This is a genomic window from Microbacterium sp. Marseille-Q6965 (assembly GCF_946151065.1).
In the GTDB taxonomy this organism is placed as follows: Bacteria; Actinomycetota; Actinomycetes; order Actinomycetales; family Microbacteriaceae; genus Microbacterium.
This window is the reverse complement of sequence record NZ_CAMGZA010000001.1, coordinates 866,170-884,810: the sequence shown is the minus strand read 5'-3', so window position 1 is coordinate 884,810 and position 18,641 is coordinate 866,170. Positions and strand designations below refer to the sequence as shown.

Here is an 18,641-nt window from a genome sequence, read left to right as displayed (position 1 = left end):
TGACCTCCGTCGCAATCTGCGAAGCCCCGCACGGTCACCCGACCGTCCGGCCGAGTGTGTTCTCTTCGGTGCGGCAACCGGTTGACCGGCGCACGACGTGGCGCGCGCACGGCGGATCCTTCTGACGGATCCCCCTGCGGATGGCTGAGAATCCACGACCCGATGAGGAGTCACGTTGGAGTCCATCTCCGAGATCCAGTCCGAAGCCCCCGAGGCGAAGGGCGACGAGAGCGGCACCGCTCTCGCTACTGCTGAGGCCCCCGCGGCCGAAGCGCCGGCGAAGGCGCCGCGCAAGCGCGCCCCGCGTCGCGCGAAGGCCGCTGCGAGCGACGCGGCCGTCGAGACCGTGACGGACGAGGGCGCCGCCCCCGCCGCTGCGAACGCCGACGCGGCCACCGCCGACGCGCCCGCCGCCGAGGCGCCCGCCGCCGACGAGGCGCCCGCCGAGAAGCCGAAGCGTGCCCCGCGCCGCCGCGGCAAGGCCGCCGAGGCGGAGGCGCCCGAGGGCGAGAAGCCCGCCGCCGAGGCCGACGCGCCGACCGCGGTCGCCGACACGCCCGCCGAGGGCGAGGAGCCGGCAGACGCCGGCAAGCCCGCCAAGGCTCCGCGCTCGCGCGGAGGCCGCGGCACCAAGGCCGCCGCGAGCGACGCCGCCGAGGCGCCGCGGACCGACCAGGCCGAGGGCGACGCGGCTCCGGCCGAGGCCTCGAACGCGGAGGCCGCGAAGGGCGAGACCGCGAAGGCCGACGCCGGCAAGAACGAGGCCGAATCCGGCGACGAGCAGGACGGCGAGGGCGGCGAGGAGGGCTCCGGCCGCAGCCGCCGCAGCCGCAGCCGCAGCCGCAACCGCAACAAGAACAAGGGCGAGGCGCCGCAGAACGGCGGCCAGCCCGCGCCGGAGGCGCAGCCTCAGGAGGAGCGCAACCGCCGCGGCAAGCGCACGCGCGGGGTGCAGCAGGACGAGTTCGAGCCGGAGATCGGCGAGGACGACGTGCTCATCCCGATCGCGGGCGTGCTCGACGTGCTCGACAACTACGCCTTCGTGCGCACCACGGGCTACCTGCCCGGTCAGCAGGACGTGTACGTCTCGCTCGGCCAGGTCAAGAAGTACAACCTGCGCAAGGGCGACGCGGTCGTCGGCGCCATCAAGCAGCCCCGCGAGGGCGAGCAGCAGGGCCGCCAGAAGTACAACGCGCTCGTCAAGGTCGATTCGATCAACGGCCTGTCGGTGGACGATGCGGCGAACCGCGTCGAGTTCGGCAAGCTCACGCCCCTCTACCCGCAGGACCGCCTGCGCCTCGAGACGGCCCCCGAGAAGCTGACCCAGCGGATCATCGACCTCGTCGCGCCGATCGGCAAGGGACAGCGCGGCCTGATCGTCGCGCCGCCGAAGGCGGGCAAGACGATCGTGCTGCAGCAGATCGCGAACGCGATCGCGCAGAACAACCCCGAGGTGCACCTCATGGTCGTGCTCGTCGACGAGCGCCCCGAGGAGGTCACCGACATGCAGCGCACGGTCAAGGGCGAGGTCATCGCCTCGACCTTCGACCGCCCCGCCGAGGACCACACGACCGTCGCCGAGCTCGCCATCGAGCGCGCCAAGCGGCTCGTCGAGCTGGGCCGCGACGTGGTCGTGCTGCTCGACTCGATCACGCGCCTCGGACGCGCCTACAACGTCTCGGCGCCCACCTCGGGCCGCGTGCTCTCGGGCGGCGTCGACGCGTCGGCGCTGTACCCGCCGAAGCGCTTCTTCGGCGCGGCGCGCAACATCGAGAACGGCGGATCGCTCACGATCCTCGCCACGGCGCTCGTGGAGACCGGGTCCAAGATGGACGAGGTCATCTTCGAGGAGTTCAAGGGCACCGGCAACATGGAGCTGCGCCTGTCGCGCCAGCTCGCCGACAAGCGCATCTTCCCGGCGGTCGACGTGAACGCGTCGAGCACCCGCCGCGAGGAGATGCTGCTGAACCCGGACGAGGTGAAGATCACCTGGAAGCTGCGCCGCGCGCTGGCCGGCATGGACCAGCAGCACGCGCTGGCGGTCATCCTCGAGAAGCTCAAGGAGACGCAGTCGAACGTCGAGTTCCTCGTTCAGATGCAGAAGAGCATCCCCTCGGCCGGCGGGCGCTCCTCCGGATCCGAGAACGAGATCCGCTGACCCGCGCGTGTTCGAGTCCGTCGATGCGCTGATCGACGAGCACCGCCGGGTGCAGGAGGAGCTCTCCGACCCGGCGGTGCACGCCGATGCCGCGCGCGCCAAGCGCGTCAACCGGCGCTATGCCGAGCTGTCGCGCATCGTCGCCGCGCACCAGGCGTGGGTGGGCGCGGGGGAGGACCTCGAGGCCGCGCGCGAGCTGGCCCGTGAGGACGAGGCGTTCGCCGACGAGATTCCCGCGCTCGAAGAGCACCTGGCCGAGACACAGGAGAGGCTGCGCCGGCTGCTGATCCCGCGCGACCCGGACGACGCTCGCGACGTGATCATGGAGATCAAGGCGGGGGAGGGCGGCGCGGAGAGCGCCCTGTTCGCCGCCGACCTGCTGCGCATGTACCTGCAGTACGCGGCCTCGCGCGGGTGGAAGACGGAGATCCTCGAGCGCGACGAGTCCGACCTCGGCGGCTACAAGAACGTGCAGGTGGCAATCAAGGGGTCGTCGTCCGACCCCGCACAGGGCGTGTGGGCGCACCTGAAGTACGAGGGTGGCGTGCACCGCGTGCAGCGGGTGCCGGCCACCGAGTCGCAGGGCCGCATCCACACGTCGACGACCGGCGTACTCGTCTTCCCCGAGGTGGACGAGCCCGAGGAGATCGCGATCGATCCGAACGACCTGAAGATCGACGTGTTCCGCTCCTCGGGGCCGGGCGGGCAGTCGGTGAACACGACCGACTCCGCCGTGCGCATCACGCACCTGCCCACCGGGATCGTCGTGTCGATGCAGAACGAGAAGTCGCAGCTGCAGAACCGCGAGGCGGCACTGCGCGTGCTGCGTGCACGGCTGTTGGCGAAGCAGCAGGAGGAGCTGGCCGCCGTCGCGGCCGACGCGCGCAAGTCGCAGATCCGCGGGATGGACCGTTCCGAGCGGATTCGCACCTACAACTTCCCCGAGAACCGGATCGCCGATCACCGCACGGGCTACAAGGCCTACAACCTCGACCAGGTCATGAACGGCGCACTCGAGCCCGTCATCCAGTCCTGCATCGAGGCCGACGAGGCCGAGCGCCTCGCCGCCCTCGGCGACTGACCCGCTCCCCGCCGGGCGTCGCCTCGGCATGCGCCGGAAAGAAGCGCACGCCCACGTATCAGGCGCGGCGGGCGGCACTCCTCACGCATGAGGAGCGCCCGCATCGGGGTGGGCGCCGGAGGGGACGGGTCGACGTGCACGCCATGATCGGTGCCGCAACGGTCGCACTGCTGCTGGGTCCGGGGTCCGCGGCGGGTGTGGATGATGGCCTGTACGCGCCCTACCAACCCCCCGGCGAGACGGAGCCGTCGTTGAACGCCACGGCGCACGCGGAGTGCATCCGCGACGCGCCATGGATCTTCTACGACGTCACGCTCGTCGATCCGGACGGGCTCGCCACGTCGAACGACGTGTCGCTCGTCTTCTCGGAAGGCGCCGAGCGTGTCGCTGTCCCCCTCGGCACGCTCGGCGCCGACAACACGCTCTCCGGCAGCGTCCTCTGGCCGGGCGCGGGCGTGGACGAGAGCGGGACGGGCGTGCAGTGGCCGGGCTGGGTCACGCATCCCGACGGTTCGTATGAGGACGTGGGCGATGCGAACCACGGCTGGACCCGGCAGGGCGCGGGGGTCTCGATCGTGGTGAATCCCGAGATCGCGGTCGCGGTGAGCTACCCGCCGGGAACGCCGACGTGTTCCGTCTCGCCGCGCATCGACGGTGCGCCGTCGACGGTCGAGGCCGCGCTTCCCGCTACCGGTGTCGATCCCGCGGGGCCGCTCGTGCTGGGCGGCGCGCTGCTGGCCGGGGGCGGACTGCTCACCTGGATGGCCCGCCGTCGCCGCGCCCGCCGATGACCGACAAGCCGGCGCTCGCCAGCGGGTCTGATGCCCGTCGGCGGACACCGTCCCGGCGCCGAGTGATGCGACGCGTCGCCGGTGCCTTCGGCCTGGCGCTCGTCGCCGCGCTCGCGTGGCTCGGCGTGAGGGCGGTGCTCGCCGCCGGTGAGGCGGTGGCGCTCGTCGACACGGCGGGGCGCCTCGAGGCGACGGCGACGGCCCCGACCCTCGATCTCGGCGCGGTGCGGGAGGAGGCGGCGCAGCTCGCGTCGCACGCCGAGGCGCTGGCCGGGCACACCGCCGATCCGCTGTGGCGGGCCGCCGAGCTCGTGCCGGGGATCGGGCCGACCCTGGCCGCGGTGCGGGTCACGGCCGGTGCGGTCGACCATGTGGCCGCGCGTGGGGTCACCCCCACCGCGGCGGCCGCGGCGGATGTCGTCGCGGCCTTGCGGCTGGACGGCGAGCGCGTCGACGTGGGAGCAACGGACGAGCTGGCGGTGGCGCTCACTGCCGCGAGGCGGTCCGTCGACGTGGCACGCGACGACCTGGCGCGGCTGGACATGACCGGAGTCGTCGGTCCCGCCGCCCGGCTGGTGGAGCGGGTGGACACGGCCCTCTCCGCCGCGCAGCCCGTGCTGTCGTCCGTGGAGCCGGCGGCGCGGCTGCTGGCCGCGTTCCTCGGGGACGGCGAGCCCCGCCGCATCCTGCTGATGGTGCAGAATCCCGCGGAGCTGCGGGCGGCCGGTGGCCTCACGGGTACCTTCCTCTCGCTTGAGGCCTCCGACGGGCGGATCGAGCTCGTCGACCATGCCGACGGTGCGGCCTTCCCCGTCGTCGATGCCCCCGCGATCCCCCTGCCGCCCGACACCCGGGCGGCGCGGCGACGGGGCGCTTCGTGCAAAACCTCACGATGACCCCCGACTTCCCCCTGTCCGCGCGCCTGGCCGCGCAGTTCTGGCGACTCGAGAAGGGCGAGGGCGTCGACGCGGTCGTGTCGATCGACCCGATCGTGCTGCGGGAGGGGTTGCGGGTGACCGGCCCCGTCGAGGTGGGCGGCGTGGCGATCGGCGCCGAGAATCTGCTCGACGAGCTGTTGCGCGCGCCCTACCTCCGCCTCACCCAGGACGAACAGACCGGCTACTTCCGGGAGGTCGTGCGCGCCGCCACGGAGCGGCTGATCGCGTCGGCCGGACAGCTGCCGCGCCTCGGCGCCATGCTCGGCCCGCTCACCGACGCGGGGAGGATCGCCGTGTGGAGCGCGGACGCCGACGAGCAGCGGATCCTCGCGCAGACCTCGGCCGCGGGCATGCTCGCCCGGCTCGACGCCGCGGGGGAAGACGGCTACGGCCTGCTGCTCGACAACGTCTCGGGCAGCAAGCTCGACGCCTACCTCGACGCCTCCTTCGCCGCGGAGTCGGAATGTAGGCCAGACGGGCGCGCGGCCGTCACGCTGACCGCGACGATCCGCAGCGGGGTGCCGGCCGGAGTCGACTTCCCCTTCACCATGGCGCCGGGGTTCTCGGGGGTCGAGCGCACCGACCTGGGGCTGCACGTGACCGCGCTCGCGCCGCCCGGCGGTGTCGTCGAGGGGGTGTGGATCGACGGTACGCCCGCACAGGCGTCGTACGGGACCGCGCACGGGCACCCCTCCGCAGGCGCCCGCGTGACCGTCGACCCCGGGGCGGACGCGACCGTGTCGTTCCGGATCGTCGCCCCGGCGCGCCGGGGAGCCGCACCGGTGCTCATCCATACGCCGCTCCTCGTCGACCCGGCCGTGCACACCGGGGAGGTGGCGTGCCGATGAGCGTCGACCACGTCCTCCTCACGCGCTTCAACCTGCCCTCCGCGGGACGGGAGGGGGTCATCCGGGCCCAGGAGGGCTGGCTGCGCGAACGCGTGGAGCTCTTCCTGCGCTACACGGTGCCCACGGTGGCGGCGCAGACGGCGCCGGTGAGCTGGGTCGTGTACTTCGACCCGGCGAGCCCCGAGTGGCTCCGCGCCCGGCTCGCGCCGCTCGTCGAGGCGGGTGCCTTCGTCCCGGTGTACGCCGAGGCGGTGACGTCCGCCCAGGTGGCAGACGACGCGCGTCGCGCGAGCGGCGGCCGGGGCCGCATGCTGCTGACGACGAATCTCGACAACGACGACGCGATTGCCATCGACTTCGCCGAGCGACTGCAGCGCCTCGTCGTGCCGGGAGAGCGGCGTGCCCTCTACCTGGGCAACGGGCTGATCCGGCAAGGCCCGCGCGTGTACCTGCGCCGCGACCGGCACAACGCGTTCGTCTCCGTCGCCGAGGGCTGGCATGCCCCGCGGACGGCATGGTGCGACTGGCACACCCTCGTGCCCCGCCACATGCCCACGGTCTCGACCGGCGGGGCGCCGGGCTGGATCCAGGTGGTGCACGCACGCAACGTGAGCAATCGGGTGCGCGGACGGCTCGCCGACCCCGCTCGCCACCGCGCGCTCTTCCCCGGCATGCTCGACGACCTCGACGCCGCCCGACGCGCGGACGTGCTCGCAGACGCTCTCGTGCGGCGGCCTCTGCGCGAGTCGCGGGAACTGGCGCGGGGCGCGGTGAAGGGAGCCGTCATGGCGGCGGTGGGACGGGACGGACTGGATCGGCTGAAGGACCGCGTGCTGCGGTGAGGCCGTATCAGAAGCGGCATCGCCTGCTCCTGACGGGGGTGGGGACGACAAGGGGTGAGGGATGAACCGGACAGGGCAGAGCGCGGTGCTGGGCGCCGTGTGCGCGGCGCTGCTGACGAGCGTGATGGGAGCGCCCACGGCGGCCGCCGCGGAACAGCGCACCCCACCGGAGATCGAGGTGGGTCCCGCCCAGCTCGTCTTCTCGGCCGTCGAGGGAGAGGCGTGCCCCGAGGAGCAGCTGCTGTCGGTCGTGACGTTCGTCCTGGCGGAGTTCGCCTGGACGGCGCGCAGCGAGGCCCCGTGGGCATCGCTGCCGGAGCCCGCGGGGATGACGCCCTCGCAGGCGCCCGTCGTGGCCGACTGCGCCGGCCTGCCGGTCGGGGTGCACGAGACCCGCATCGTCGTGACGAAGGACGACGACCCCGAGGTGACGGCGGCGATCCCCGTGGTGGCGATCATCAACCCCGCCGTCCCGGTGCGCGCCGCCACCTGGCGCGACGGTCACGCCGGGGCCTTCAGCGCCTCCACGGATGACGGGCGCAGCTCGGGCGCCCTCGACCTCACGATCAACGGCGCCTCCGGCACGTTCGTGATGAACGGCACGCAACCGCCGCCGGACTACGCGGCGCTGCACGCGGACGGACACGAGATCGGATCGCACCTCGTGAACCATCGCTGCGCGAAGACCGACTATCAGACCCTCATCGACGACATCGTTCCGAGCATCGACGGCGCGGCGCTGGCCACCGGAAACGCCGACGAGGTGGTCTCCCTCGTGTGGCCGTGCGGGTGGCGCGACGCCGAGTTCGGCGTGGTCGCCGACGACTACTTCCTCTCCGCCCGTGGCTACAACATCAACGCGCTCGAGGACGCCGTCCCGCAGGACTACATGAACCTGAAGAGCTTCAACTCGCACGAGCACACGCCGTACCCTCCCGCCGACCTGAAGACGATCGTCGACGCCGCCGAGGCGCAGGGGAAGTGGGCCAACCTCGTGCTGCACGACATCCCGAACGATGACGGGGCCATCACCTATGCCACGGAGCGGGACGTCTGGGTGGCGCCGATCGGCGATGTCGTCCGCTACATCCTGCAGCGCGAGCGCACGGTGCTCTCGGCCTATGCGGCCGCGCCCGGCGAGGTCTCCTTCGCCTTCCATCGCATCGGGATGCCGCCCTCCCCGGTCCGCGACTTCGAGCGTTCGCTCTCGCCGGAGGACGTCGTCACCTTCGAGACGGATCTGGGCGCGGGTCAGCACGCGGCGGACGTGAGGATCGGCGACGCCTCGGTGCCGTTCACGCAGGACGGATCGACGGTGACCTTCTCGGCGCCGGTGGGACACGACCCGCAGACCGCTCGCATCGCGGTGGGGTCCGCTCCCGCGCCCGCCGTCGCCGTCGACGCGGCGGAACTGCGCTTCGTCGCGGACGACGCCGGCGCCGCGCCCCAGGAACTGACCATCACCGAGGCGGCCGGGGGAGCGCTGCAGTGGACGGCGACGAGCGCCGAGCCGTGGCTCTCCGTGTCGCCCGGCGCGGGCGCCGACGGCGAGCGCGCGACCGTGTCCGTGGACGCGAGCGGGCTGGATGAGGGGGTGCACCGCGCGGTGGTCACGGTCGGATCCACGTCCAACGCGAACACCGTCACCGTGCCGGTGACGCTCATCGTGCGCGGTGGGGCCGCGGAGGTGCTTCCGCTGGACTATGCCGACGCCGCGGCTCTCGCCGCCGACGGTTGGGACTTCCTCGGGCGCACGCGCGACGGCGCGGCCCGCGACACCGAGACGGGGGTCGCCCTGCGCTTCACGCGGGAGGGCGTGCGCGTTCCGGTCGACACCGGCGACCTGTGGCGGTCGGCGAACGACACGCGCAACACCCTGTTCCGCGACCTGCCCGAGGACTGGTCGCGCGTGCAGGTGCGGGTGCGGTTCGAGCCGTACCAGCACGCGCAGCACGCGGGGATCGCCATCTACGGTTCGGACGACGACTACGCCGAGATCTCGAGGGCGTACAACGCGTATGCCGGCGGGAACGGCGTCGTGACCATCACGGAACGCGACGGCGACGCCGCCGACGCGGGACGGGTGCCGACCGGCGCGCGCTCGCTGCTGCTGCGGCTCGAACGACCGGCTTCGGGCGAGATCTCCGGCTCCTTCTCCACGGACGACGGCGCCACCTGGACGGCCGTGGGCGGCGCGATGCCAAACGTCGACGACGCCCGTCTCGCCCTCGTGACGGCCGCATCGCCGTCCGGGTTCCCGTATGCGACGTTCTCGGATCTGCGGGTCGCGGCAGGTGGGCAGGGGCCCGAACCGACCCCGACGCCGACCCCCACGCCGACCCCACGCCGACCCCCACGCCGACCCCGACACCGACGCCGACCCCCACACCGACGCCGACACCCACCCCGGTGCCGGGGGAGGGGTCGACCCACACCTTCGATTACGCCGATCGGGCGGCACTCGTCGCCGACGGCTGGGACTTCGTCGCGCGCACCTCCGCGGGCGCCCCGCGGGACACCGAGATCGGCTGGGGCTACGGCGTGGTCTACGGCGACGACGGCCTCGACGTCCCCGCGTTGCCCGGCGATCTCTGGGAGGGCCCGAACAACACGTACAACACCCTCTTCCGCGATCTGCCCGAGAACTGGAGCAGCGCCCAGGTGTCGCTGAGCTTCGCGCCCGAGGCGAACACGCAGCACGCCGGGATCGTGCTCTACGGCCACGACGACGAGTACATCGAGCTCACCCGCGCGTACAACTCGTGGGTCGGGGGCCACGCCATCGCGCTGATCGACGAATCCGGTGGGCGCGCCACCGACCTGCCGCGGCTGCCCAGCAACGCCACAGAGCTGGTGCTGCGTCTGCAGCGCGACGCGGGCACCCACACGATCGTCGCCTCCGTCTCGACAGACGACGGCTCAACGTGGACGCAGGTGGGCACCGTGGCGCGCGACATCTCCGGGGCGCGGCTCGCGATCAACGTGGCGGGCTCCTCCGGCGTCGGCCCGATGGCGACCATCCACGAGGCTCGCATCACGACCGACTGAGCGCGAGATGCGTGCTGCCGCCGGACGTGCCGGCAGCGGCCGCACCGCGCCGCCTCCGCGCCCACTCAGCGGGCGTCGACCGCCTGGAGCGCGCCGTCGGTCTCGCGGTATCGCTCTCCCGTGACGGGGCACGCCCACTCGCCTCCGCCCTCCGCGACGAGCGGGCGGCCCGCCGGATCGGATGGGTGGGGCGGCACCCCGACGACGAGCGCGTGCGCGGGCACGTCGCGCGTGACGACGGCTCCGGCGGCGACGAGCGCCCACGCGCCGATCCGCACGGGCGCGACGCAGACGGCACGGGCGCCCACCGAGGCGCCGCGCTCGATCGTCACGCCCACCGCCGTCCAGTCGGACGCGTCCTTCAGGCGTCCGTCCGGCGTGACGGCGCGCGGGAACTCATCGTTCGTCAGCACGACGGCGGGGCCGATGAAGACGCCGTCCTCGAGCCGGGCCGGCTCGTACACCAGCGCGTGGTTCTGGATCTTGCAGCCATCGCCCACCTCGACGCCGGGTCCGATGTACGCCCCGCGGCCCACGATGCAGTCCGCGCCGATCCGGGCACCCTCGCGCACCTGTGCGAGATGCCAGATGCGCGTGCGCTCGCCCACCCGGGCATCGGGTGAGACGTCGGCGGAGTCGGGGATCGCGGGAAAGGTCATCGGCGTCTCTTTCGTATCAGCGGCGGCGGGCGCCGCTCTGTGTAGTCGTGGCCCGCTGGGGCCGCAGCCCCGGACCGCGGCGCCAGGCGCCGTCCCCCGATAGGAGAACAGCTGTGACGGAGAGATACAACGCGGCGGTCATCGGCGCCGGCTACTGGGGACCGAACCTGGCGAGGAACCTCCGCGCCGCCGACGACTGGAACCTCGCCGGCATCTGCGACCTCGACCGGGCGCGCGCGGCGCGGGTGGCCGAGTCCGTGGGCGGCGCCCCCGTGTGGACCGATATCGACGAGGTCCTCGGCGACCCGCTCATCGACGCGGTCGCCATCGCGACGCCCGCGCGCACGCATCGGGCGTTGGTGTGCCGCGCACTGGAGGCCGGCAAGCACGTCATGGTCGAAAAGCCGCTGGCGGACGGTCGCGAGGCGGGCGAGACGATGGTCGCTCTCGCCCGCGAGCGCGGCCTCGTGCTCATGACCGATCACACGTACTGCTACACGCCCGCGGTGATGAAGATCCGCGAGCTCATCGCGCAGGGCCGACTCGGCGACATCCTCTACGTGGACTCGACCCGCATCAACCTGGGACTCGTGCAGTCCGACGTCGACGTGTTGTGGGACCTCGCGCCGCACGACCTCGCGATCCTCGACTTCGTGCTGCCGGGAGGCCTGCCCCAGACCACGGTGTCGGCGCTGGGAGCGGATCCGCTCGGCACCGGGCGCGCCTGCGTCGGCTTCCTCGCCATGCCGCTGCCCGGTGGTGGCATCGCGCACATCCAGGTGAACTGGCTCAGCCCCACGAAGATCCGGCGCATGGTGATCGGCGGCACCCGCAGCACCCTGGTGTGGGACGACCTCAACCCGCAGCAGCGCGTCAGCGTGTTCGACCGCGGCGTCGACCTCGCCAGCCACGGCGTGGAGGCGGTGCGGTCGGCGCAGGTGTCGTACCGGATCGGTGACACCTGGTCTCCCGCGCTGCCGGAGCGGGAGGCGCTCGCCGGGGTCGTCGCCGAGTTCGCCGCGGCCATCCGTGGTCGCCGTGCGCCACGCACGGACGGCGCCTCGGGACTGCGAGTGCTGTCGGTGCTCGCCGCCGCCACGCAAAGCCTCGAGCGTCACGGCGAACCCGTCGCGGTGGCCGCGCCCACGCCCGTCCCCGCCGCCGTTCCCGCACTCGAGGGCTGAGGGGGCGTGCGATGTTCAACCGGCTCATCGATGTGACGCGGCTCGACCTCAACGCCATGCGGGTCCTGCGCGCCGCGGGCCTGAGCGGCAAGGTGTACCGCGAGACCCGCGTCGGCCTGCACGGCGAGCTGCGTGGCAGCGGCACCCTCAACATCGGCGTGAAGTGGGAGGCGCTCAAGACGACGCCGCTGCCCGGCACGTTCTACCTCTCCCGAGGTGCCACGCTCATCGTCAACGGCAGCGTGGACGTGCACGCCGGGTGCCGCGTGATCGCCGATCCCGGCGCCACCCTCGAGTTCGACCGCTCGCTCGGCATGAACAACGGCGCGCGCATCCTCTGCTTCGAGGAGGTGCGCATCGGCAGGGGGACCGGCCTGGCCGACGAGGTGATCGTGCGCGACAGCGACAGCCACGCCATGGAGGGGGGCCGCGGCGTCATGTCGGCTCCGATCATCATCGGCGACGACGTGTGGATCGGCACGAGGGCGGTCGTCCTCAAGGGCGTGACGATCGGGGACGGCGCGGTCGTCGCGGCAGGGGCGGTGGTCACCAAGGACGTGCCGCCCCGAACGCTCGTCGGCGGCGTCCCCGCCGTCCCGCTTCGCAGCGGCGTCAGCTGGGCGCTGTGACATGGCAAGCATGACGCCCCTGTCGTCTGCCACCTCGCCGCTGGGCGGCACGCCCGCCGCGCGTGCGCACGGCTCGGACGACGAGCTGCGCCACAACGACGCCGTGATGCATGCCGCGCTGCGGATCGCCGAGCGGCGCCTCGCGAGCGGTCGGGCCGTCACCGCCATGGAATGGTGCCGCGTCGCGATGACCTTCGCCATGACCAACCCGACCGGCCGGCTGCGCTCGGCTCGGTTCGAGCGCGTCGCCGACCGCATCGCTCAGCGGGCGCTGGCGCCGTCCGCCCCCGTCGCGCCGCGCGCGGGCGGGCGGCGACGCGTGCTGCACGTGCTCACCGAGGCCGCGTCGATCGGCGGGTTGAGCAAGCTCGCCGAGCGCTGGATCCGCCGCGACACCGCCAGCCGTTCCGACGTCGTCGTGGTGCGCCAGGACGACGTGACCGCCGGGCTGCGCGAGGCCTGCGCCGCCGTCGGCGGCACCGCGCGGGCGCTCGGCGCCGGCGATCCCCTCGCCCGGGCCGCGAGGCTGCGCGAGCTCGCCGGGGGCGTCGACATGGTGGTGTGCCACCTGCAGCCGGACGACCCCGTGTCGGCCGTCGCCTTCGGCAGTGGGTACGCGGGCGCGCCGGTGATCGTCTTCGACCACGCCGACCACCTCATGCTCGCCGCGCCGACGCGTGCGACGACGATCGCCGAGTTCCGGGCGGCGGGCGCGGCCCTCACGCGGCGCCTGCGCGGCTACGACGACGACGCCGTGGTCCGCCTGCCCCTGCTGGTGCCGGCTGTCCCCGACGTGCGCCCGGCAACTCGCGAGGAGCTCGGCATGGCACCGGGCACCGTCGTGGCGATGACCGTCGCACGTGCGGTGAAGTTCGGCGACACGCGGATGCGGCCCTCGTTCGGCGAGCTCATCGCTGCGGCGCTCGAGGCCGAGCCCTCGCTGGCGTTCTGCGCGATCGGCCCGGGCGAGGACGACGGTCCGTTCCCCTGGCTGCGCCGCCGCTTCCCGGGCCGCGTGCGGGCGCTCGGGCCCGTGACCGATCCGGCACCGTACCTGCGCGCCGCCGATCTCTACCTCGACACGTTTCCGTTCTCGTCCCTCACCTCGCTGCTGGAGGCGTGCGGGGCCGGCCTGCCGGCGGTGACCCTCGACGCGCACGAGGGGCATGCCCGGGCGCTGGGGATCGCGGACTTCGTCGTCGATGAGCGTGACCGCCCCCGCGACCCGGACGCGCTCGTCGCCCGGATCGCGCAGCTCGTGCGCGACGCGGGCGAGCGCGCCGAGGCCTCCGTGCGGGCGCGCCGCGCCGCCGACGCGCTCGCGGCCGAGGAGGAATGGCTCGCGTGGCTCGAGGTCGCCTACGCAGCCACAGCTGAGCGCGCAGCCCGCGGTGCCCGGCTGACCGACGCGCCGCCGCCCAAGCCCGACGACGACGCCAGGGCGTACGGCCGGGCGCTGCTGGCGATCGAGGCGAACGCACCGCTGCTGTGGCGCATCCAAGAGGCCCTGCCGCGCTTCGACCGGCGCGATCGGCGCGCCCTGCGGGCCCGCGCGGTGCTGGTCCGCGTGCTGCGCAAGATCGCCGCCGTCGCGGGCGCGTCCCCCCGGCCCCTCGACCGCATCCTGCTGCCCGGGCAGCGGCTCGCCACCGGTGGCCACCGATGAGCGTGCGGCGGCACATCGCGATGTGCGTGGACCGGGACTTCGCGCTGCCACTCGCCGTCGCGCTGGCGAGCATCGACGCCTCGCCGGGCGCGGAGGACATCACCGTCCACATCCTGCAGCCGGGCCTGCCCGCCGATGTGCGCGCGCGGGTGCAGGCAGGCGTGGCCCGCGCCACGGTGTCGTGGATCACGGTGGACGAGGCGCGGCTGCGCGGCGCCCACTACACGACCTCACTGTCGATCGCGGCGCTGTACCGCTTGCTGCTCGACGAGCTCCTGCCCGACGAGGTCGAGCGGGTGCTCTATCTCGATGCCGACACGGTCGTCGAGGACGCGCTGGATGAGGTGTTCGCCGCCGACCTGCGCGGCGGCGTGCTCGGGGCGGTGCGCGATGCCAACACCCCGTGGGCCGCCACGATGAACGGCTCTCCGTGGCGGCAGCTCGGGCTGGACCCCGGCGGGCTGTACTTCAACTCGGGAGTGCTGCTGATCGACCGAACGGCCTGGCGAGACGCCGACGTCGGCTCGCGCTGTCTGCGCCTGCTGCGCCGATCCCCCCTGCGCTGGGGCGATCAGGACGCGCTCAACGGCATCGTCGGGCCCGGTTGGACCGAGCTCCCCCTGCGGTGGAACGTGCAGACGAGCCAGTACCGGGGCGACTGCGCCGGGTGGGCGCTGTGGCCCGACGAGGTGGCGCGAGCGATCGAGCACCCCGGCGTCATCCATTTCACCGAGACCGCCAAGCCGTGGCACCACGGCAGCGAGCATCCGGCGGCCGCGCGCTGGGAGCGCTGGCTGGAACGGACCGCATGGGCGGGGTGGCGGTCGCTTCCGATCCGCGATCCCGCCGCCGTGCGCGCGGCCCGGCGTCTTCTCGCGGCGTTGCGACGGGCTCGTGCCGCGTCGCAGCGCCGCGCCCTGCGCGGGGTCGGATCGTGACCGCATCCCAGGCGTCGCGCGCCGCCTCGGGCGGCGAACAGGGGCTGGCGGGGAAGGCCGCCACGAGCGCGGCGTGGACGATGACGCAGCAGTGGGCCGTGCGGATCTTCGGGTTCCTCACCGTCGCGGTGCTCGCCCGCCTGCTCACGCCCGAGGACTTCGGCCTCGTCGCGCTCGCCGGGTCGCTGCTGCCGCTCGTCCACACGCTTGCGGACCTGGGGTTCTCGACGTACCTCGTGCAGGCGGCCGACCCCCGCCCGCGCACCTTCCGCACGGCGTTCTGGTACGCGGCGGCGGTGGGCCTGGCGCTGAGCGCTGCGCTCGCCCTCGCGGCGCCCGCGATCGCCGCCGTGCTGCAAGAGCCGGCGGCCGCCGACGTGATCCGCGCGCTCGCACCGGCGGCGTTCATCGTGTCACTCAACGCCGTGCCCATGGCGATCCTGCGGCGCGAGTTGCGGTTCCGCGCCATCGCGATCCAGTCGGTCGCGGCGGGCGTTGCCGGCCAGGCGGTCGCGATCGTGCTCGCGTTCGCCGGGTGGGGCGTGTGGGCGCTCGTGTGGCAGACGCTCGTCTACCAGGTGATCGTCATGGTGATGGCGTGGACGGCCGCGCGCTGGCGCCCCGGCCTCGGCTTCTCGTGGCGGGAGTTCCGGGAGATGCTGCACTTCGGCAGCAAGGTGATCGCGGCCGACCTCGTGGGCCAGGGGCGTGTCTGGCTCGAGAACGCGATCGTCCTCCTGTTCCTCGGCGTGCAGGGGCTGGGATACCTCAACGTCGCGCAGCGCCTCGTCACCATCGCCTACGAGCTCACCGCGAACGCCGTCCAGCCGGTGTCCGTCGTGCTGTTCGCTCGCATCCGCGACGCCGCCGACCGGTTGGCGGCCGGCTACATCCGCGTGCAGGGCGTCGCCCATGCGCTCGTCGTGCCGGTGATGGTCGGCATCGCCGTCTCGGGCGCGCACCTGTTCCCGCTCGTCTTCGGCGAGCAGTGGGATGCCAGTGTCGTCCCCGGAGCGATCTACGCCGTCGCCGGTGCCTTCGCGCTGAGCGGGATGGATCGGGGACTGCTCTCGGGCGTCGGCCGACCCGGCGTGTGGCTGGCGTACGTCGTCGTCGTCGACGCCGTCACCGTCGTGACCACCTGGTTCGTCGCCCCGCACGGCCTCGCCGCCGTCGCGACGGGCTTCCTCGCCGTGGCGATCGCCGCCACGGCCACGCGCTGGATCATCGTCTCGCGCGTGCTCGGGATCCCCTGGTGGACGGCGGCGTCGCCGCTGGCGCGCACGCTTCCCGCCGTCGCGGCAGCTCTCGCCGCGGGGGTGCCCATCGCCCTGCTCTGCGACGACCTGCCGCATCCGGCGGCGGTCGGGCTGATCGCGCTCGGGATGATCGCCGCCTACCTTCCCGTCGCGCGCTGGACGATGCCCGCGGTGTTCGGCGAGCTGCAGGGCCTCGTCGCACGCGTGACAGGGCGCCTCGTCACCCGGCGTCGACCCGCGCCGTCCGACCCCGCTCCGTCGCCTGTCGACGGCACCTCGTGAGGAGCAGAACCATGGCAATCAGCCTGCGCACCACCGTCCCGTTCGTCGACCTCGTCGCACCCTCGGAGGAGGTGGCGGACGACGTGCTCGCCGTGTGGCGTCGGCAGCTGCTGTCGGCGGAGTTCATCGGCGGCGAGGAGATCGCCGCGTTCGAGCGCGAGTACGCCGACTTCATCGGCGTGGCGCACGCCGTCGGCGTCGGCAACGGCACCGACGCGCTCGAGCTCGCCTATCGCGCCGTGGGCGTGGGCCCGGGCGATGAGGTGATCCTGCCGGCGAACACCTTCATCGCCACGGCCGAGGCGGCCTCCCGCCTGGGCGCAGTGCCGGTGCCGGTCGACGTCGACGAGGAGCACCTTCTCATCGACCCCGATGCCGTCGAGGCGGCCGTCACACCGCGCACGCGGGCGATCGCGCCCGTGCACCTGTTCGGGCAGACAGCGCCGGTGGAGGCGCTGCACCGGATCGCGCGGCGGCACGATCTGGCGATCGTCGAGGACGCCGCGCAGGCGCAGGGGGCGTCGTCGGCCGCGGGGCGCGCGGGCGCGCTCGGCACGGTGGCCGCCACGAGCTTCTACCCCGGCAAGAACCTCGGTGCCGCGGGCGATGCGGGAGCGGTGCTCACCGACGACCCCCTCATCGCCGAGATCGTGCGCAGCACGGCAGCCCACGGCAGCACCGTGAAGTACGTGCACGACCGCGTGGGCATGAACTCGCGGCTCGACGCCGTGCAGGCCGCCGTGCTGCGGGCCAAGCTGCGCCGTCTGCCCGCGTGGACGGAGGCGCGCCGCCGCGCGGCCGCGCGATATGACGAGCTGCTTCGCGATGCGCCCGGTGTGCGGGTCCCGTCGGCGCGAGCCGGCAACGACGACGTGTGGCACCTCTACGTGGTGCGCGTCGCCGCGCGCGACCGCGTCAGGGCGGTCCTCGAGGCCGAGGGCATCGGCACCGGCATCCACTACCCGACGCCGCTGCATCTTACGGGCGCCTACGCCCACCTGGGCCTGGCCCGCGGCAGTTTCCCGGTGGCCGAGGCAGCGGCCGATCAGATCCTGTCGCTGCCCATGCACGCGCACCTCACGGCCGCGCAGCAGGAGCGCGTGGCGGAGGCGCTGTGCGCGGCGACGGCGACAGGGGCGAAGCGGTGAGCGCCCGCCGGCTGCGGGTGGGCCTCGTGCAACCCCACCGGGGCGCCATCACGCCCGACCTGTGGTCGGGAACACCCCACGGGCTGCTGGGCGGGCTGCGGCAGCACGGCGCCGACGTGGTCGAGATCGGCTACGACGTGCCCCGCGCGGTCACGGCGCCGATCCACCTCGCCGCCACCCTCCGCCACCGCGAACCGGGCGCCGCGGAACACGACGCGCTCAAGATGGCCGCGCGCGAGGCGGCGTTCACCCGAGCGATCCTTCGCCGCGGGCCCCTCGACCTCGTGCTCGCGACGGGCACCGACGCCTACCGCCTGGATCGCGTGCGCACGGCGGGTGCCATGGTCGCCACGTATGACGATGCGACGCTGCAGAGCATGTGGGCGCACGAGCACTCCGACACGCGCGCCGCTGGTTTCCGCGCGGCCGCGGTGGCTCGCTGGATCGCGGTGCAGCGACGATCGTCCCGCCGGGCGGACCTCAACCTCGTGAGCACCCGCTGGGCCGCCGAGACGCTGCGCGCCGACTACGGCATCCCTGCCGATCGGGTGCACGTGGTCGGCATGGGACACCGGCCGCGCGCCACCGCGCGACGGCCGGCGCGGGGCGCCGCTCCCGTGTTCCTCTTCGTCGGTGTCGACTGGCGGCGCAAGAACGGCGAGCGGGTGCTCGAGGCCTTCCAACGCGTGCGGGCCGTGCGTCCCGACGCGGTGCTGCACCTCGTCGGCCGGCACGACCGCGTCGAGGCCCCGGGCGTCGTCGACCATGGCCTGCTGCCGCGCCACGACGCGCGTGCCCAGGCCGTCCTGGACGGGTTGTACGCGCAGGCGACCGCGTTCGTCCTGCCGAGCCTGTTCGATCCGTCGCCCATCGCCTACCTGGAGGCCGCCTCCGCGGGGCTGCCCGTCATCGCCACGTCGCAGGGCGGGGCCTCCGAGATGCTGGGCACGGGCGCGATCGTCGTCGACCCGTGGGACGAGCGAGCCCTTCACGCGGCGATGCTGGCGCTGTGTGATCGGCGCGAGGCCCAGCGCAGGGGAGCGGCCGCGCGGGAGGCGGCGTCGCGCGCCACGTGGGCGGATGTCGCGGAACGGATCCTCGAGACCGTCCGCGAGCATCCTCGGGTATCAGGGGGCGCACTCGTCCACTCCTCGTCATAGGACGAAGGGG

At 73.6% G+C, this 18,641-nt stretch carries 13 protein-coding genes and 2 pseudogenes; 14 read left to right on the top strand and 1 reads right to left on the bottom strand.

Annotation, left to right across the window (positions count from 1 at the left end; genetic code table 11):
- Nucleotides 1–175 precede the first annotated feature (175 nt).
- The 7 genes and pseudogenes from rho to N8N77_RS04255 all read left to right on the top strand — a co-directional run bounded on the left by rho (nt 176) and on the right by N8N77_RS04255 (nt 9,706).
- A complete protein-coding gene (rho, locus tag N8N77_RS04290; protein WP_261164899.1) occupies nt 176–2,158 on the top strand; it encodes a transcription termination factor Rho in 1,983 nt (660 codons plus the stop codon).
- A gap of 7 nt (nt 2,159–2,165) precedes the next feature.
- Entirely contained in the window at nt 2,166–3,239 is a 1,074-nt protein-coding gene (prfA, locus tag N8N77_RS04285; protein WP_261164898.1) for a peptide chain release factor 1, read from the top strand.
- A 143-nt stretch (nt 3,240–3,382) separates the two neighbouring features.
- The gene (locus tag N8N77_RS04280; protein ID WP_261164896.1) at nt 3,383–4,030 is read left to right on the top strand and encodes an LPXTG cell wall anchor domain-containing protein; all 648 of its coding nucleotides are present in this window, start codon (nt 3,383–3,385) and stop codon (nt 4,028–4,030) included.
- Nucleotides 4,027–5,816 (top strand): annotated as a pseudogene (locus N8N77_RS13445) (DUF4012 domain-containing protein). The gene N8N77_RS04280 and the pseudogene N8N77_RS13445 overlap by 4 nt, the downstream one beginning before the upstream one ends.
- On the top strand, nt 5,813–6,658 hold the full coding sequence (locus N8N77_RS04265; RefSeq protein ID WP_261164890.1) for a putative rhamnosyl transferase: 846 nt from the start codon (nt 5,813–5,815) through the stop codon (nt 6,656–6,658). Before N8N77_RS13445 ends, N8N77_RS04265 begins: the two are co-directional and overlap by 4 nt.
- Before the next feature lie 61 nt (nt 6,659–6,719).
- On the top strand, nt 6,720–9,329 hold the full coding sequence (locus N8N77_RS04260) for a BACON domain-containing protein (protein ID WP_261164887.1): 2,610 nt from the start codon (nt 6,720–6,722) through the stop codon (nt 9,327–9,329).
- Nucleotides 9,320–9,706 carry a hypothetical protein gene (locus N8N77_RS04255; protein ID WP_261164885.1) on the top strand — a complete coding sequence of 129 codons (387 nt, stop codon included), beginning with the start codon at nt 9,320–9,322 and terminating at the stop codon, nt 9,704–9,706. The genes N8N77_RS04260 and N8N77_RS04255 overlap by 10 nt, the downstream gene beginning before the upstream one ends.
- A 65-nt stretch (nt 9,707–9,771) precedes the next feature.
- Here N8N77_RS04255 and N8N77_RS04250 read toward each other — a convergent pair whose 3' ends face one another.
- On the bottom strand, nt 9,772–10,365 hold the full coding sequence (locus N8N77_RS04250) for an acyltransferase (RefSeq protein ID WP_261164884.1): 594 nt from the start codon (nt 10,363–10,365) through the stop codon (nt 9,772–9,774).
- A 113-nt stretch (nt 10,366–10,478) separates the two neighbouring features.
- Here N8N77_RS04250 and N8N77_RS04245 point away from each other — a divergent pair, with 113 nt between their 5' ends.
- The 7 genes and pseudogenes from N8N77_RS04245 (at nt 10,479) to N8N77_RS04215 (ending at nt 18,631) form a co-directional block, all read left to right on the top strand.
- The gene (locus N8N77_RS04245; protein ID WP_261164882.1) at nt 10,479–11,549 is read left to right on the top strand and encodes a Gfo/Idh/MocA family protein; all 1,071 of its coding nucleotides are present in this window, start codon (nt 10,479–10,481) and stop codon (nt 11,547–11,549) included.
- Nucleotides 11,550–12,001: 452 nt separating this feature from the next.
- A pseudogene (locus N8N77_RS13440) lies at nt 12,002–12,142 on the top strand (DapH/DapD/GlmU-related protein); the annotation flags it as partial.
- A 37-nt stretch (nt 12,143–12,179) separates the two neighbouring features.
- Complete coding sequence (locus N8N77_RS04235) at nt 12,180–13,844, top strand: glycosyltransferase (protein WP_261164880.1); 1,665 nt, start codon at nt 12,180–12,182, stop codon at nt 13,842–13,844.
- Nucleotides 13,841–14,782 carry a glycosyltransferase gene (locus N8N77_RS04230; protein ID WP_261164878.1) on the top strand — a complete coding sequence of 314 codons (942 nt, stop codon included), beginning with the start codon at nt 13,841–13,843 and terminating at the stop codon, nt 14,780–14,782. Before N8N77_RS04235 ends, N8N77_RS04230 begins: the two co-directional genes overlap by 4 nt.
- Entirely contained in the window at nt 14,779–16,323 is a 1,545-nt protein-coding gene (locus N8N77_RS04225; RefSeq protein WP_261164877.1) for a lipopolysaccharide biosynthesis protein, read from the top strand. The genes N8N77_RS04230 and N8N77_RS04225 overlap by 4 nt, the downstream gene beginning before the upstream one ends.
- Nucleotides 16,324–16,334: 11 nt before the next feature.
- On the top strand, nt 16,335–17,471 hold the full coding sequence (locus N8N77_RS04220) for a DegT/DnrJ/EryC1/StrS aminotransferase family protein (protein WP_261164875.1): 1,137 nt from the start codon (nt 16,335–16,337) through the stop codon (nt 17,469–17,471).
- Nucleotides 17,468–18,631, top strand: a complete 1,164-nt coding sequence (locus N8N77_RS04215; protein WP_261164873.1) for a glycosyltransferase family 4 protein — start codon at nt 17,468–17,470, stop codon at nt 18,629–18,631. Before N8N77_RS04220 ends, N8N77_RS04215 begins: the two co-directional genes overlap by 4 nt.
- Nucleotides 18,632–18,641 lie beyond the last annotated feature (10 nt).